Below are 15801 nucleotides of genomic sequence, written 5' to 3'. Positions count from 1 at the left end.
CACGCTGTTGAGTTCTCAAGGAACGGACGCTTCCTTTGTACTCACCCTCTCGGGCTTTCCTCCGGGCTTTTCCCTTCGGTCTTGCGTTTCCGACTGTATCAGACCGTTTCCGGTTCCGATTTCCTCGGTGCTTTCCAGGTTTCCGCTCTCGCGTTTCCCTTTCCGGCGGTTCCGACTCTATCAGATCCTTTCGGGCCTGACTGCCAGTCAGAGGGGCTCGTCTTCGCGGCTGTTGGGCCGTTCCGACGTCTCAAACCTTAGCGGATCCTCTCGGCAGTTCCTAATCGAGCTGCCGAATCCAAATCGAATTCAATTCGGGCACGCCGAATTCAATCCCGTTGGGAGATCGTGCTGGTGGTTTGTGTGCCGCTGATGCGGCGGAGGTGCTGTCGGAGAACCGTTACGGCTCTGCGGCAACCCGAAGAACTCTACGGACCGTGGGGGTGCGTGTCAAGCACCCCCTGTCAAGATCTTTTCGGGTGGCCTGTCGGTCGCCCATCAGTCCAGGTCGGTGAGGCGACCACCGGCGTCGGGCTGGGCGTGCTCCACCCGACGCAGGAGGCGGGTCAGGACGTCACCGAGGCTGGTCCGCTCCTCGGCGGAGAGGTCCTGGAGGAGCTCCTCCTCGAAGACGGTGGCCATGCGCATGGCCTCCAACCACTTCTCACGCCCCTCGTCCGTCAGCTCCACGATCACCCGTACGCGGTTGGACTCGTCCCGCTCCCGGGTCACCAGCCCCTCTGTCACCATCCGGTCGATCCGGTGCGTCATCGCGGCCGGCGTCAGCCCGAGGCGCTTGGCGAGGTCGCTGGGGCCCATCCGATAGGGGGCGCCGGAGAGAACGAGCGCCTTGAGGACCTCCCACTCCGCGTTGCTGATGCCGAGGGCGGAGGTCTGACGGCCGTAGGCGACGTTCATCCGGCGGTTCAGCCGGGACAGCGCCGAGACGATCTGCTCGACCTGGGGGTCGAGGTCCTGGAACTCGCGCTGGTAGGCGGCGATCTGCTCTTCGAGGGTCGGCTCGCCGCCGATGCCGAGGCCGTTGCCGGGGGTGTCACCCATGGGCCGAAGTATCGCACGGGGCTGCTTGGCGTTGAAGTTCTTCTAGGTGTACTGTTTAGCTTCGAACTTTAGCTTTGAAGTCTTCGGTGCTAAGTACTGAGGGACTCCAACTACCTGAGAGAGGTGAACGTGACCAGGGCCATGGGCGCGGCGATGCGCCGGATTCACGTGGGCAACGCACTCAGCGCGTTCGGGCTCGGCTTCACCGTCCCCTACCTGTACGTCTATGTGGCGCAGGTGCGGGGGCTGGGGGCCGTGACGGCGGGGCTCGTCCTCGCCGTCTTCGCCGTGGCCGCGCTGATCGTGCTGCCGTTCGCCGGCCGGGCGATCGTGCGGCGGGGCCCGCTTCCGGTGCTGTTCGCCGCCCTGGTCTCCGCCGCGATCGGGGCGCTGAGCCTGGGGCTCGCGAGCAACGCGACGACCGTGCTGCTGTCCGCCGCCGCCCTCGGCGCGGGGCAGGCCGTCATGCAGCCGGCGCTCGCCACGATGATCGTGGACTGCTCCACGTCCGAGACCCGCTCACGTGCCTTCGCGATGCAGTTCTTCCTGCAGAACCTCGGGCTCGGTGTCGGCGGCCTCATCGGCGGTCACCTCGTCGACACGACGAACGTCTCCTCCTTCACCCTGCTGTTCGCGATCGAGGCGGCGATGTTCCTGCTGCTGGTCGTGGTGATGGCGACGGTGCGCATGCCGCACGCGCCGCACGTCGAGGGCGCGCCGCGGTCCGCCAAGGGCAGCTGGAAGCAGCTGCTGGGCAACCGGGCCATGGTGCAGCTGTGCGTCCTGGGCTTCGTGCTGTTCTTCGCCTGCTACGGCCAGTTCGAGTCGGGTCTGGCCGCGTACGGCGTCGAGGCCGCCGGGATCTCGACCTCCGCGCTGGGTACGGCACTGGCCGCCAACACCGCGATGATCGTGGTGGCGCAGTTCGCCGTGCTGAGGTTCGTCGAGCGGCGCCGGCGCTCCCGTGTGATCGCCGCTGTCGGTGTCATCTGGGCCTTCGCCTGGGTCATCGCGGGTTACGCGGGCCTCGGTCACGGCAGCCAGACCATGGCCACGGCCGCGTTCGTCTCGACGTACGCCCTCTTCGGGCTGGGTGAGGCGATGCTGTCGCCGACCGTGGCCCCGCTGGTCGCGGATCTCGCGCCGACCGGGATGGCCGGTCAGTACAACTCGGCCTTCGCCCTGGTGAAGCAGCTCGCTCTGGCCGTGGGTCCGGCGGTGGGCGGTCCGATGGGCGCCTCGCTGCACGCCCCGTACGTCGTGACGTTCCTGCTGTTCTCGGTGGGCATCACGTTTCTCGCGCTCAGGCTCGGGCGGCAGCTCACCGCCGTACAGGACCACCCGTGGCGGGCGCGGAGCCGGGTGGTGGCCAAGGGCGGCGCACAGCAGGAGTCCCTCGCCGCGTAAGCGGGGGCACCTCCGGGGGGCGCGAGCGGCCCGCGTGCGTCCGCGGCCGCCACACATGGCCCTGCGCCCCTACCCCTTGGGCAGCACGAACTCGCACCAGACGGCCTTGCCGCCTCCTGGTGTTCTTCGTGATCCCCAGCTAGACGCGATGGTCGCCACGATGGCGATCCCCCGGCCTGATTCGTCACCGGGCTCTGCCCGGCGGCGACGCGGCAGATGGTCGTCCCCGTCGGTGACCTCGATGATCAGCCGGCGGTCGGTCCTGCGCAGGCGCAGCCGCATGGGTGGTGTCCCGTGCTGGAGCGAGTTCGCGACCAGTTCGCTCGCCGCCAGCACCCCCAGGTCGTGCAGCTCCGTCGGGAACCGCCAGCTGGTCAGCACGCCGGAGGCGAACGCACGCGCGCGTGGGGCCGCCTCGATGCCGCCGAGGAGTTCCAGCGCGGCGTTGCGGAAGAGGTCGCTGTCGGGGCCGGTGCGGGCGGGTTGCTGGAGGACCAGGACCGCCACGTCGTCGTCGTGGTCGGCGGTGACGCCGGCCGAGCGGACCAGGCGGTCGCAGACGACCTGGGGGGTGCCGGTCGCGCCGGACAGGGCGCGTTCCAGTGCCGCGATGCCCTCGTCCAGGTCCTCGTTGCGGCGTTCGACCAGGCCGTCCGTGTAGAGCACGGCCGTGGCGCCGGGGCCCAGGGGGATCGAGCCCGACGCGTGCACCCAGCCGCCCGTGCCCAAGGGCGGGCCGGTCGGTTCGTCCGCGCGGAGCACCGCCCCGCTCTCGTCGCGGACCAGGATCGGGAGGTGGCCGGCGGAGGCGTAGACCAGCTTGCCCTCGTTGGGGTCGTGGATGGCGTAGACGCAGGTGGCGATCTGGTTGGCGTCGATCTCGGTGGCGAGGCCGTCGAGGAGTTGCAGGATCTCGTGCGGGGGGAGGTCCAGGCGGGCGTACGCCCGGACCGCTGTGCGCAACTGGCCCATGACCGCCGCCGCGCGGACGCCCCGGCCCATGACGTCGCCGATGACGAGGGCGGTGCGGCCGCCGCCGAGGGTGATGACGTCGTACCAGTCGCCGCCGACGGCGGCCTCGGTGCCGCCGGGCTGGTAGGTGGCGGCGATGCGGAGGTCGTCGGGTTCCTCCAGGACCTGCGGGAGCAGTGAGCGCTGGAGGGTCACGGCCGTCTCGCGCTGGCGGCGTTCGCTGGCCCTGAGGCGTTCGGCGGCCTCGGCGTGGTCGGTGACGTCGGTGGCGAAGACGAGGACCGCGCCGGTGTCGCCTTCCGTCACCGGGGTGCAGGTGAACGTGTAGGAGCGGCCGTCGGGGGCCTTGCGGGACTTGACCGTGCGGGTCCTGCCGCTGCGCAGGACCTGGTCGAGGAGGGGGAGGAGGCCGATCTCGTCGAGCTCGGGGAGGGCTTCGCGGGCGGGTGGGCCGGGGTCGCGCGGGCCGAAGGCCGTCACATAGGCGTCGTTGACGTAGGCGAGGCGGTGGTCCTGGCCGTGGACGAGGGCGACGAGGGCCGGGACGCGGTCGAGCACCTCGCGTACGGGGAGTTCGTCGACGGCGGGCACGGGCGGTGCCTCGTCGGTGAGTTGTTCGGCGCGGGCCGCGGGTACGGAGCCCTCCCCGAGTCGGTCCGGGGTGAGCTCGTGGTCGGTCCGCGCTGCGGCGCGGCGCTGCGTTCCGGGGAGCCGGGCGCTCCAGCGCGTGAAGTTCACGAATCCTTGCCTCGTGTCGTCGTCTGCGGCCGGCTCCGGACCCGGTGTCGGGTCGTCGCGGGTGCGGAGGGCGGGCGTCCACCCGTCCTTGGGGATCAGTGTGGCAGTGTGACCCACCGGGTCGACATCCGTCAGACGCCTACCGTGCCGGTGGAGTTCCTGGGTCCGGTCAGGACGACCCCTTCGGGTCGTTCGAGGGATCCTGAGGAGGCTTTCCACCGGCCGCGAGTTCGAACTCCGCCCGGGGATGTTCGAGGGAACCCAGCGAGACGATCTCCCTCTTGAAGAGCCCGGAGAGCGTCCATTCGGCCAGGACGCGGGCCTTGCGGTTGAAGGTGGGCACCCTGCTGAGGTGGTAGGCGCGGTGCATGAACCAGGCAGGGTAGCCCTTCAGCTTGCGTCCGTAGACGTGCGCGACGCCTTTGTGCAGGCCCAGGGAGGCCACCGAGCCGACGTAACGGTGGGAGTACGTCTCGAGTTCCTCGCCGCGCAGCGCGTGCACGATGTTGTCGCCGAGGACCTTGGCCTGGCGGACGGCGTGCTGGGCGTTGGGTGCGGTCTCCCTGCCGGGTTCGCCGGCCGTGACGTCCGGGACGGCGGCGGCGTCTCCGGCCGCCCACGCGTGCGTGGTGCCCTCGATCGTGAGTTGAGGGGTGCATTTCAGCCGACCTCGGTCCGTGAGCGGGAGGCCGCTGGCGGCGAGGATCGGGTGGGGTTTGACGCCGGCGGTCCACACGACCGTACGGGTCGGGAAGCGGGCGCCGTCGCTGAGGACGGCGACACGGTCGGCGCAGGATTCGAGGCGGGTGTTCAGGCGTACGTCGATGTTGCGGCGGCGCAGTTGGGTGACGGTGTAGCGGCCCAGCTCGGCGCCGACCTCGGGGAGGATGCGGTCGGAGGCCTCCACGAGGATCCACTTCAGGTCCTCGGGCTGGAGGTTGTGGTAGTAGCGCGTGGTGTAGCGGGCCATGTCCTCCAGCTCACCGAGTGCCTCCACGCCCGCGTAGCCGCCGCCCACGAAGACGAAGGTCAGGGCCGCGTCGCGGATCGCGGGGTCGCGGGTGGAGGAGGCGATGTCCATCTGCTCGATGACGTGGTTGCGCAGTCCGATGGCCTCCTCGACGGTCTTGAAGCCGATGGCGTGGTCGGCGAGGCCGGGGACGGGCAGGGTGCGCGAGATGGAGCCGGGGGCGAGGACGAGTTCGTCGTACGTGAGCTGCCGGGCCCCCGTGCCCTCCTCCTCGGTGGCGAGGGTGGTGAGGGTGGCGGTGCGCTTGGCGTGGTCGAGGGCGGTGACCTCGCCGACGATGACGTGGCAGGCGTCGAGGACGCGGCGCAGCGGGACCACGACATGGCGAGGGGAGATGGAGCCGGCGGCCGCCTCGGGAAGGAAGGGCTGGTAGGTCATGTACGGGTCGGGGGTGACGACCGTGATCTCGACGTCGCCGCGCCGGAGTTCCTGTTTCAGCCTCCGTTGCAGACGCAGGGCCGTGTACATCCCGACGTAGCCGCCACCGACAACGAGAATGCGCGCGCGTTCCTTCACCACCCCATGACGCACCCGGCGCTTGAGTTTGTCCACAGGCCCGACAAATTGTGTGACCGCGCGTTCTGCGCGGGCGGGGTTGGCCGAATCGACGGCGTACGGGAAGTGTGTGCAGGTCAGCGGGTGCGCGCCGGGGGCGTGCGGGGGGTGCAATCGGGACGTATACGGCCCGTACTCCGATCGGGGGGCGCTCTGTGCGGAACCTGCCCCTTCTGAATTGACCCCCTCTCAACTATGTTCGTGTGTCGACGGGGTGTAGGGGGATGCGCTCTGCGGGACCGCGACGGGCGGCCCGTGAGCCGTGTGTGTTCCCCACAACTCCGGCTTTCAGTGGCGGGGAGAGTCTCCGGGGGGAGACGTCATTACCGGGGGAACGCTTATGCATGTTCAGGACTCTCATTGGTCTTCCGCGTCTGCCATCACACCAGGTGGCGGAGCGATGAGCGCGGCGGTGGGCAACGGACGCGGCGGTTCGCGTTCGACCCCGCTGCGCGTGGACGCACAGCGCAATCTGGAGCACGTACTGCGTGCGGCGCGCGAGGTCTTCGGCGAGCTGGGGTACGGCGCGCCGATGGAGGACGTGGCGCGGCGCGCGCGGGTCGGCGTCGGCACGGTGTACCGGCGCTTCCCGAGCAAGGACGTCCTGGTGCGCCGGATAGCCGAGGAGGAGACCTCCCGGCTGACCGACCAGGCACGTGCGGCGCTCGGTCAGGAGGACGAGCCGTGGTCGGCGCTCTCGCGCTTCCTGCGGACGTCGGTGGCGTCGGGTGCCGGGCGGCTGCTGCCGCCGCAGGTGCTGCGGGTGGGTGTGGCGGACGAGGGCATCGAGAGCGCCGGGTACGACGCGGCGCGGGTGCCGCAGCAGCGGACGCAGCCGGGCGCCGGTGAACTGCGGCTGGTGCCGGAGGACCCGGGGAACGCGGCCGATGACGACACGGGGGCGGCGGCGCTGCTCGACGTGGTGGGTCAGCTCGTGGAGCGGGCGCGCGCGGCGGGTGAGCTGCGGGCCGATGTGTCGGTGGCGGACGTGCTGTTGGTGATCGCCACGGCGGCGCCCTCGCTGCCGGACGCGGCGCAGCAGGCGGCGGCCTCGGCGCGGCTGCTGGACATCCTGCTGGAGGGTCTGCGGTCGCGACCGTCGTAAAGGCCGCTTGACGCGGTGCCTCGATCAGGTGACGACGGGGTGTGGGTGCTCTGCCGCCCGCGCCCCGTCGGCATGCCCGGCTTGTCCGGCACGTCCCCAACTCCCGCTCAAGCCACGTCAGTTGATTCTTCCCCGGACGGGTGAGGGCTAGTACTGCGGTGCGGTGGATCCCCACGGACGAGTGGTAGCCCCGCGCTGACGGGTTCTGACCAAAAGCCAATATGGCACGCTGACCCGGTGTTCGTGACTGGTTGGGCAGGCGGCGGGGGCTTTCCGCGATGAGCGTTGACGGGCGGGACGAGTCACAGGGTGACGGAGACGCGGAGGCCAACGATCCGGTGTCGCCCCAGGTGCCCAGCCAGGGGGGCCGGACAGGCCGTCGGCCGGTCGGCGGCGCCCCGGTCGAGCACAGCGTCCCGACCCAGCGCGACTGGGGCGAGGACAGCGTCCTGCCGCCCCCGATCGAGGCGCCGCCCTCCGACGCCGACCTCATCGGCCGGATGCGCTCCGGGGACGACACGGCCTACGAGGAGCTGTACCGGCGCCACGCGGACGCGGTACGCCGGTACGCCCGCACCTGCTGCCGCGACGCCCATACCGCCGACGACCTCACGGCCGAGGTCTTCGCCCGCATGCTCCAGGCGGTGCGCGGCGGCTCAGGGCCCGAGCACGCCGTACGCGCGTACCTCCTGACGACGGTCCGCCGCGTCGCCGCGCACTGGACGAAGTCCGCCAGGCGGGAGCAACTGGTCGACGACTTCGCGCTGTTCGCCGCGCAGTCCGCGCGCGTGACCCACCCCGCCGACGACGACACCCTGGACCTGGGCGCCGATGTGCGCGCGATGCACGAGGCCGAGCAGTCCATGGCCATGCGGGCCTTCCGGTCGCTGCCCGAGCGCTGGCAGGCGGTGCTGTGGCACACCGAGGTCGAGGACGAGTCGCCGAGCGAGGTCGCCACGCTCTTCGGGCTCGACGCCAACGGCACGCGCGTGCTCGCCAGCCGCGCCCGCGAGGGCCTCAAGCAGGCCTACCTCCAGGCCCATGTCAGCGCCGCCCTCGCCGATGACGAGGAGTGCGCCCGCTACGCCGACCAGCTCGGCACCTACGCCCGTGGCCGGCTGCGCACCCGTGCCGAACGGGGCCTGCGCAAGCACCTGGAGGAGTGCGCCAAGTGCCGCCTCGCCGCCGCCCAGATCTCGGAGGTCGCGAGCAGCATCCCGGCCGTGGTGCCGGTCGCGGTCATCGGCTGGTTCGGCGCCGCCGGGTACGCCAAGGTCGCGGCGCTCATCGCCGGTGGCACGGGCGCGGGCGCGGCGGGTGTCGCGGGCGCGGCCGCGGCGGCGGGCGGTGGCTCCTCCGGCGCGGGCGCGGGCGGGGGTGCGGCCGCCTCCGAGGGCGTGGGCATGCCGGTGAAGGTCGGCCTCGCCGCCGGCGCCATGGTCGCGGTGGGCGTGGTGGTGGCGCTCGCCCTGGCCAACGACGACACGCCGGTCGACAGCAAGCCCGAGGCGCGCCCGCCCGCCACCACCCCGGTGGTGAAGCCGGCCGAGAACGTGCCCAACCCGCCGCGGAAGGAGCCCGCCGCCGCCCCACCGGTCATCGCCCCCGCCCCGACCCCGCCCCCGACACCCACCCCCACACCGGCTCCCAGGACCAGCGCGACCCCCACCCCCAAGCCGAAACCCACCCCGAAGCCGAAGCCGAAGCCGAAGCCGAAACCCAGGCCGAGCCCCACACCCACCCCCACCCCGACCCCGCCGCCCGCGCCGGCCGTCTACCAGTGGAGCGCGCTGGCCTACGACGTCAGCGGCGACGGCACCCGACCGGAGATGCGGATCGCCGAGAGCAGCTGGGTGTGGCAGCGCTACGGCGTCTCGATCGGCGGCACGCGGTACGAGCACGGCGTCACCGTCCACGGCCGGTCCTCCGTCACCATCGACCTCAACCGCGCCTGCACCACCTATGACGCGCTGGTCGGCGTGGACGACATGGCGCTGGGGCTGGGCAAGGTGTACTTCTCCGTCTACGCGGACGGGGTGCGGCTGTGGAAGTCCGGGCTGGTCGAGGGCGGGGACGCGGCGGTGCCGGTGCATGTGAACCTCGCCGGACGCGACAGCGTACGGCTGGTGGTGGAGCCGCACAGCCCCTTCGACGACCTGGCGCTCGCGGACTGGGCGGAGTCGAAGTTCAGGTGCGCCTAGCGGGCGGGTCCGCGGCGGCGGTGAGGGCGGTAGGAGCCTCGGCCAGGGTGACGGCTGTGGCTGTGGCTGTGGCTGTGGCTGTGGCTGTGGCTGTGGCTGTGGCTGTGGGCAGGATGCGCAGGGCGTCGTCGAGTTCGCCGAGGACGTCGTCCGGGGTGAGGGCCGAGCCCCTGGTGTACTCCGCCGCGTAACGCTCCTCGCCGAGAGCCGCGCGGGTGTCGGCCTCGGCGCGTTCAGCGTCCGCCCGCTCCGGCATGGACCGCGGGTTGCCGTCCCGCCAGCGGTCGCCGACGGCGAGCAGACGGGCCGCGCGGGGGTGGTCGCCGAGCTCGGTCAGCAGGCCCGCCGTGCTGTCGGCGAGCGCCGCCCTGATGACGTCCGAGCATCGTGTCTCGATCGCCGTGCGGAGCGCGTCGGCCAGCTTCGACAGGGCGGCCGCGGGACCGGACTCGGCCGCCGACACCATGGCGTCGACCGACCGCAGCATCACTCTGAACTGCGGGGGCGGCGTGCCCCGCTCCATGGCCGCCCGAGCCGCCTCGTACAACTCGCGCGCGCGAGCGGCGTCCTTCTCGTCCAGCGCCAGCCAGGCCCGCTGAAGCAGCACGAAGGCCTCCGAGTCCGCCACGGCATACCGCGCGGCCATCGCGCTCGCCTCGTCCAGCGTGGCCACCGCCGTCGTACGGTCGCCCGCGCGGAAGGCGATCTCGGCGAGCCGCGCCAGCAGGAACGGCTTCTCGGTGTGTGCCCCCACCTCGTGGGCGAGCCGCAACGCCTCCTCGTAGTCGCCCCGGGCCTCCTCGGAGCGGCCCCGCGCCATGGCCGCCTCGCCCGCGGCGCTGCACACCTGGGCGCGCAGCCAGCGGTCGCCGACCCGCCGGCTGAGCACCCGCAGTTCGGCGAGGTCCTCGTCGATGCCGTCCATGCCCCCGGGAGAGTCGACGACCATGTGCGTGCGGAACATCAGCACGACTCCGGTCTCCCAGGCGCCGCCGTGGACGCGGCAGTTGGCGACCGCCCTGTCCAGCACCGGCCGCGTGTCCTCCACCGGGCCGGGGAAGATGAAGAGCGTCACCGGCCAGGCCACGCCCGGCAGCCGGGCCGCCGGTGGCCCGCCCTTCTCGAAGTGGGCCCCGATCCGTGCCACGTAACGGCGCATCCGCTCGTCCAGCCCGTCCAGGGGCGGCTCGGCGTCGGCCATGAGGAAGAGATGCAGCATCCTGACGTCCATCCGCAGGACGTGCAGCGGGTGGTGCGTCTCACCGTCGGGGCGGCGAGGAAGGCGTCGACGGGGTCCACGGAGGTCATCAGGGCGCACACCGCGTCCGGTTCGGCGGGGAGCGTGCCGCCGGCCGCGTCCAGGGCCGCGCCCAGCCGCAGCACCTGCCCGGCCCAGTCCGCGCCCTCCCTGCGGTAGTTGCGCAGCCACCAGAACCAGGTCATCGCGAGGGCCAGGGCGGCGGCCTCGGTCTCGTCCCCCGCCTCGATCGCGCGGTGCAGGGCCGCGCGGATGTTGTCCAGGTCCGTCTCCAGGCGGGAGATCCACGGGAGCTGACCGGCGGAACGCAGCTCGGGCTCGGCCTCCTCGGCCAGGGCACGCGCCCACGCGCGGTGCCGGCGCAGGGCCGCGGCGTGCACGGCGGGGTCCTCGGCGGCGCGCTCCACGGCGTACTCGTGGATCGTCTCCAGCATGCGGTAGCGCATGGCGGCACCGCCGACGCCGTCGAGTCCCTCGTGCGGGGCGGCGACGATCAGGGACTTGTCGACGAGCGCCCCGATCAGCTCCGCGGCGGGGCCGGTGCACACGGCCTCCGCGGCGGCGAGGTCCCAGCCGCCGGCGAAGACGGACACCTCGATCAGCACCCTGCGCTCCCGCTCGTCGAGCAGGTCCCAGGACCAGTCGACGACCGCGCGCAGGGTCTGCTGGCGGGGCAGGACGGTACGGCTCCCGGAGGTGAGGAGGCGGAAGCGGTCGTCGAGGCGGTCGGCGATCTGGCGCGGGGTGAGCAGACGCAGCCGCGCGGCCGCCAGTTCGATGGCGAGCGGCAGTCCGTCGAGGCGGCGGCAGATCTCGGTGACGGCCTCGGTGTCGCGGAGGACGACGTCCGCGTCGGGGCGGACCGCCGTCGCGCGCTCGGTGAAGAGGCGGTGGGCCTGGTCGGGCAGGAGGGGTTCGACCGGGCGCACGGACTCCCCGGGGACGCCCAGGGGTTCGCGGCTGGTGGCGAGGATCGTGAGCCCCGGGCAGCGGGTCAGCAGGGTCTCGGCGAGATGGGCCGCCGCTTCGATGACATGTTCGCAGTTGTCAAGGATCAGGAGTTGGCTGCGCGGGGCGCAGTACTCGACGAGCAGGGCGAGCGGGTCGTCCTGCTGGGGTGTCAGCTCGGTGGTGATCAGCTTGGTCTCCCGCAGACCGAGCGCGCTGACCACCGCCCCTGGCACCGCCTCCGGCCGGTCGAGCGGCGCCAGCTCGACGAGCCACGCCTCTGGTCGCCCGGCGGCGGCTTCCTCGGCGAGACGGGTCTTTCCCGAGCCGCCCGGTCCGGTGAGGGTGACGAGGCGGGCCCTGTGCAGTTCGGAACGGATGGCGTCGAGCTCGGGTTCCCGGCCCACGAAAGAGGTAAGGCGGGGACGGAGGTTGCCGGGGCGGGCGGGTGGTGGGGAGGGGGGTGCCTGCGTAAGCGGCGTGGGTGCCGTGGGTGCCGTGGGTGCCGTGGGTGCCGTGGGCGGCACGGGCGCGGTGGGCCGTGTGGGTGACGGGCTGAGCAGGTCCGCGTGCAGGGAACGGAGCTGTGGGCCCGGGTCGGTGCCGAGGGCGTTCGACAGGGTGTGGCGGGCCGACTCGTACGCGGCGAGCGCGTCCGCGTTGCGGCCGGTGTCACGCAGGGCGCGGATGAGGAGGGCGTGCAGCGGTTCGTCGTACGGGTGCGCCGTGGTCAGTTCGGTCAGCTCCGGTACGACGTCCTGGGCCCGGCCCTGTCGCAGCGCGGCCTCGGCGCGGGTGCGGAGCGCCTCCAGGCGTCGGGTCTCCGGGCGGGTCGCGGCGGTGTGGTCGGGGAGGTCGGCGAGGGCGGGGCCGCGCCACAGGGCGAGGGCCTCGTCCAGGGTGCGGGTGGCGGTTCGGGGGTCGCCGCGGTGGAGGGCCTCGGTGCCTTGGCGGGTGAGCCGTTCGAAGACGTACAGGTCGACGTCGTCACGGGTGGCGGTGAGGCGGTAGCCGCCGGGGACGGAGGCGACGGTGTCCTTGCCGAGGGTGCGGCGGAGGCGGCCGACGAGGGCCTGGAGGGCGGCGGGGGCGTCCTGGGGCGGGTCTGCCGCCCAGACGTCGTCGATCAGGGTGTCGGGGGTGGTGAGGGTGCCGGGGCGGAGGGCCAGGGAGGTGAGCAGGGCCCGTAGGCGGGGGCCGGCCAAGGGTATGACGGTGCCGTGGTCGTCCTCGGCCTGGGTGACGCCCAGGATTCTGTACCGCACCGGGTCATTGTCGCCGGGGTGGCTGTGGGGGGCGCGGGATTTTGGGGCGTGGCGTGTGTTGGGGCGGGTGGGGGGTGCACGGTGCCGTGGGGGATCGCGGGGGTTCGCGGGGGTTCGCGGGGGTTCACGGATGGTCGCGGGGGTTCGCGGAAGGTCGCCGGGGGTTCGCGGGGGTTCGCGGAAGGTCGCGGGGGTTCGCGGGGGTCTTTTCTCGCCCCCGCCGCCCCTACCCGTCCCATCCCCCAGGGGCTGCCGCCCCTTCAACCCCGCCGCCTCCTGGGGGCTCCGCCCCCAGACCCCCGTCGGCCCTGAAGGGGCCTCGTCCTCAAACGCCGGACGGGCTGAAGGACACGCACCCTCATCCTCAAACGCCGGACGGGCTGAAGGACACGCACCCTCATCCTCTGGCGCCGGACGGGCTGAAGGACACGCACCCTCGTCCGCTGACGCCGGACGGGCTGAAGACACCCCCCCCAGACACCCCCTACCCCCTCCGAGCCCCCGCCCCCAACGCCCCCCTCTGCGGTGTGATCCCCGCCGGTACCGCGCGGGCTCGGGCCGGGGTGCCGGTCCAGCAGGTGCCTCGGCGGGAGAGGAGGCGGCGGAGCCAGAGTTCCAGGGAGACGAGGTCGGCGAGGCCGTCCAGGGGGAGGGGTTCGCCTTCCGCCGCCGCGCGGAGGGCCTTGCGGACGACCCGGGCCTCGACCAGGCCCGCTTCCGCGAGGAGCGGCGTGCCGAAGAGGGACATCAGGGAGTCGGCCGCCACCCGGAGTCCGGTGCGGGCCGCCACCGCCGCGGAGGCGTGGGAGGGGGCGCCCCAGCCGGGCGGGAGGTCGGCGACGCCCGCGCCCTCGAGGACCGTGCGCAGGATCGCCGCCCGGGCTCCGGGCTGGACGCGCAGGGCTTCCGGAAGGGCGCGGCAGGCGCGGACGACCTGGTTGTCGAGGAAGGGGGCGTGCAGCCGCTGGAAGCGGATCTCGGCGGCCTGCTCGAGGATGCGTACGTCCGCGGCGGTGCGTGCCAGTGCCGCACGCGCGCGGTAGTCGCCGGGGTGTTGTCCCGGGCCGACGCCCGAGCGGCTCGTCGCACTCTGAAGACGAACCGATACTTCAGCCAGTGCCTCCCCGGTCAGCCACCGTGCCGCCGGGCCCGGTCTGGCCCAGGTGAGGGCCGCCAGGGAGGCACCCACCGCGCCGCCCGGTTCGTCGAAGCTGCGTGCCATCAGGCGGTCGGCGAGCACCTCCAGGCCGGTGCGGTAGGGGGTGCGGGCCAGACGCCGCGCCGCGCCGTACACGCGCGCGGGGACCAGCACCGAGCCGTCCGCCTTGGCCAGCGCGGCGACCGGGCGGACCAGGTGGCGGCGCTTGCGGTCCATCAGGAGGTCCGCGAGACGCGCGGGGTGCGCGTCCAGGACCTGGCGGGCGCCGTAGCCGGTGAAGTGGTCGGCGCTGCCCGAGGCCAGGCGCGCGCGGTGGCGGGCGGCCGTCACCAGGGACGGGGCCGGCTCGTCGGTCAGCGGGCCGTCCAGGTCGGCGTACGGCAGTGTCTCCTCGCCGCCGGCCACCACCACGTGGTGCAGGCGCGGGTTGGCCGCCAGCGAGCCCGCCCGTTCCACCTCGGCCTCCCGGCCGCCGACGACCAGGTCGTTGAAGGTGACCGCCAGCAGCCGCTCACCGGCGCCCGTGCCGTGGCCGAGGACCGTGCCCGGCATGCCCGGCAGACCCGCGGCCAGCAGCGCCAGCGTTCCCGACGCCGGCCCGCCCGACAGGTCCGCCCCGATCCCCGGGACCGGCATCCCGCGCGCGGCACGCCGTTCGGCGGGGCCCATGCCCGGGACCGGCCCGGGGTCGATGTCGGCGCCGGGCACGTGCCGAGGTGCCGACAGACGCGCGCGTACCGCCTCCACCAGCGCGTCCCGTACGGCGTCCACGGCGCTGTCCGGGTCGGCCGAGGGCGCGGCCACGGCGAGGGAGGCGACCGGCTCATACCCGGCGATCTCGCGCGCGCCGGTGCGCAGGATCAGCGCGTGCCCCGGCGGAATGCGCCGCACGCCGTCGTACGGGGTGGAGTCGTGCAGCGCGGCCGGCACGTCAGGGGCGGCGAGCAGGGCGGCGAGATGTCCGAAGTCGAGGTTGGCCTCGATGAGGTCGGCGAGCGGGAGGGCGGCGGTCGCGTACGCCGTGCCGCCCGACCAGGGGGTGTAGAAGACCGGGCGCGCGCCCGCGAGATCGCCGCAGACGGTGATCCGGCGGCCCGCCTGGACGATGGCCGTGTAGCTGCCGGGCCAGGCCGTCAGATGCCGCAGGGCGCCTCCGCGCGCGGCGAAGAGACCGACCCTGAGCTGTTCGTCCGTCGCCCCGCAGGTGCCGAGGACAGCGATGCGGTTCTGCGCGTCGGCCCGCACCACCCGCACCTCGTCGGGGCGCCAGTCGCCGACCGCCCACAGCGGATCGGGGTCGCCCCACAGGAGTTGGGAGCCCACCGGATGCACGGTCTCGCCGTCGCCGCCCGTCGCCCCCGCGGAGCCGATCTCGACTGCCCCCGCTGCGGTGCTGCTCCACCCCACCAACCACCGCATCGACGCCTCCACAGGCTGTGGACCACCAGTGCACCGAACGAACCGGTCCCCATGCTGCCATGAAGGAGGCTCGCCGGAGAGGCGGTGGAGCCGCTTGAGCGCCGGGCAACGCGCCGTCGCGCGCGTGCCGGTGAAGAGGCGGACGCCTGTACGGGGCGGGAGGTCTGCGACGCGAATGCGCCCCCGATACGCTCCCCCAGAACGCCCTTCGCGCCGTCAATTTCCGTGGTGGGAGCGGTATTTGACCGCAGGGCGCTGGGTCGGTTTTCGGCCAAGTTGGCGAAGCGGGGACAGGCTCGCGCACGCTCCGTACAGGCTCTGCGCACCGCATCGGCAACGCGCAGTCCGGGGAACGGAGTTCGCCCCCCGGACCGTTCCACCACCCGCGGGGATGGAGGCGGCGGAATCCCCCAGCCCACTGGATCCAGTACAGCGGGCCGACCCACGCACGATCCATGGAACCGCTCCCCCGATGGCCGGAGAAGAGCGCACGCGCAGGCGCACGGCCACACAGCGGGAGCACGACGCAACGGTGCGTATGGAGCCCGTACGCGCGTACGGACCACAATCCCGCCATCCGGAACAATGCCTCTTAACGCTTGGGATCCGGCGAACTACGCTGGGTTTACGAATGCCGGGTGGTTATGCCAGCGCGGCAGCCGTCTGTGTCGAGGGGTGGCGC

The 15801-nt window shown here is 72.8% G+C and carries 7 protein-coding genes and 1 pseudogene; 3 read left to right on the top strand and 5 right to left on the bottom strand.

The window, feature by feature from the left end; genetic code table 11:
• Positions 1 to 498: 498 nt before the first annotated feature.
• Positions 499 to 1062 carry a MarR family winged helix-turn-helix transcriptional regulator gene (locus tag ACZ56U_RS09375; RefSeq protein ID WP_469083392.1) on the bottom strand — a complete coding sequence of 188 codons (564 nt, stop codon included), beginning with the start codon at positions 1060 to 1062 and terminating at the stop codon, positions 499 to 501.
• Between the two features lie 141 nt (positions 1063 to 1203).
• Here ACZ56U_RS09375 and ACZ56U_RS09370 point away from each other — a divergent pair, with 141 nt between their 5' ends.
• Positions 1204 to 2469, top strand: a complete 1266-nt coding sequence (locus ACZ56U_RS09370) for an MFS transporter (protein ID WP_469083419.1) — start codon at positions 1204 to 1206, stop codon at positions 2467 to 2469.
• Positions 2470 to 2538: 69 nt separating this feature from the next.
• On the opposite strand, the gene ACZ56U_RS09365 is transcribed toward ACZ56U_RS09370, so the two are convergent.
• Together ACZ56U_RS09365 and ACZ56U_RS09360 are read right to left on the bottom strand one after the other, a co-directional pair.
• Entirely contained in the window at positions 2539 to 4179 is a 1641-nt protein-coding gene (locus ACZ56U_RS09365) for an ATP-binding SpoIIE family protein phosphatase (RefSeq protein ID WP_469083391.1), read from the bottom strand.
• 169 nt (positions 4180 to 4348) lie between these two features.
• Positions 4349 to 5728, bottom strand: coding sequence for an NAD(P)/FAD-dependent oxidoreductase (locus tag ACZ56U_RS09360; RefSeq protein ID WP_469083418.1), 1380 nt, complete (start codon positions 5726 to 5728; stop codon positions 4349 to 4351).
• 376 nt (positions 5729 to 6104) lie between these two features.
• Here ACZ56U_RS09360 and ACZ56U_RS09355 point away from each other — a divergent pair, with 376 nt between their 5' ends.
• Together ACZ56U_RS09355 and ACZ56U_RS09350 are read left to right on the top strand one after the other, a co-directional pair.
• Complete coding sequence (locus ACZ56U_RS09355) at positions 6105 to 6869, top strand: TetR/AcrR family transcriptional regulator (protein WP_469083390.1); 765 nt, start codon at positions 6105 to 6107, stop codon at positions 6867 to 6869.
• A 278-nt stretch (positions 6870 to 7147) separates the two neighbouring features.
• Positions 7148 to 9070, top strand: a complete 1923-nt coding sequence (locus ACZ56U_RS09350; RefSeq protein WP_469083389.1) for a sigma-70 family RNA polymerase sigma factor — start codon at positions 7148 to 7150, stop codon at positions 9068 to 9070.
• Here the strand turns inward: ACZ56U_RS09350 and ACZ56U_RS09345 are convergent.
• Positions 9057 to 12541: pseudogene (locus ACZ56U_RS09345) on the bottom strand (AfsR/SARP family transcriptional regulator). The gene ACZ56U_RS09350 and the pseudogene ACZ56U_RS09345 overlap by 14 nt on opposite strands.
• A gap of 484 nt (positions 12542 to 13025) precedes the next feature.
• A complete protein-coding gene (locus ACZ56U_RS09340; protein ID WP_469083388.1) occupies positions 13026 to 15119 on the bottom strand; it encodes an asparagine synthase-related protein in 2094 nt (697 codons plus the stop codon).
• Between the last annotated feature and the right edge of the window lie 682 nt (positions 15120 to 15801).

This window comes from Streptomyces sp. NPDC034103, from assembly GCF_055575395.1.
Note: the sequence above shows the minus strand (reverse complement) of the source record. Positions and strands in the feature narration are given on the sequence as shown.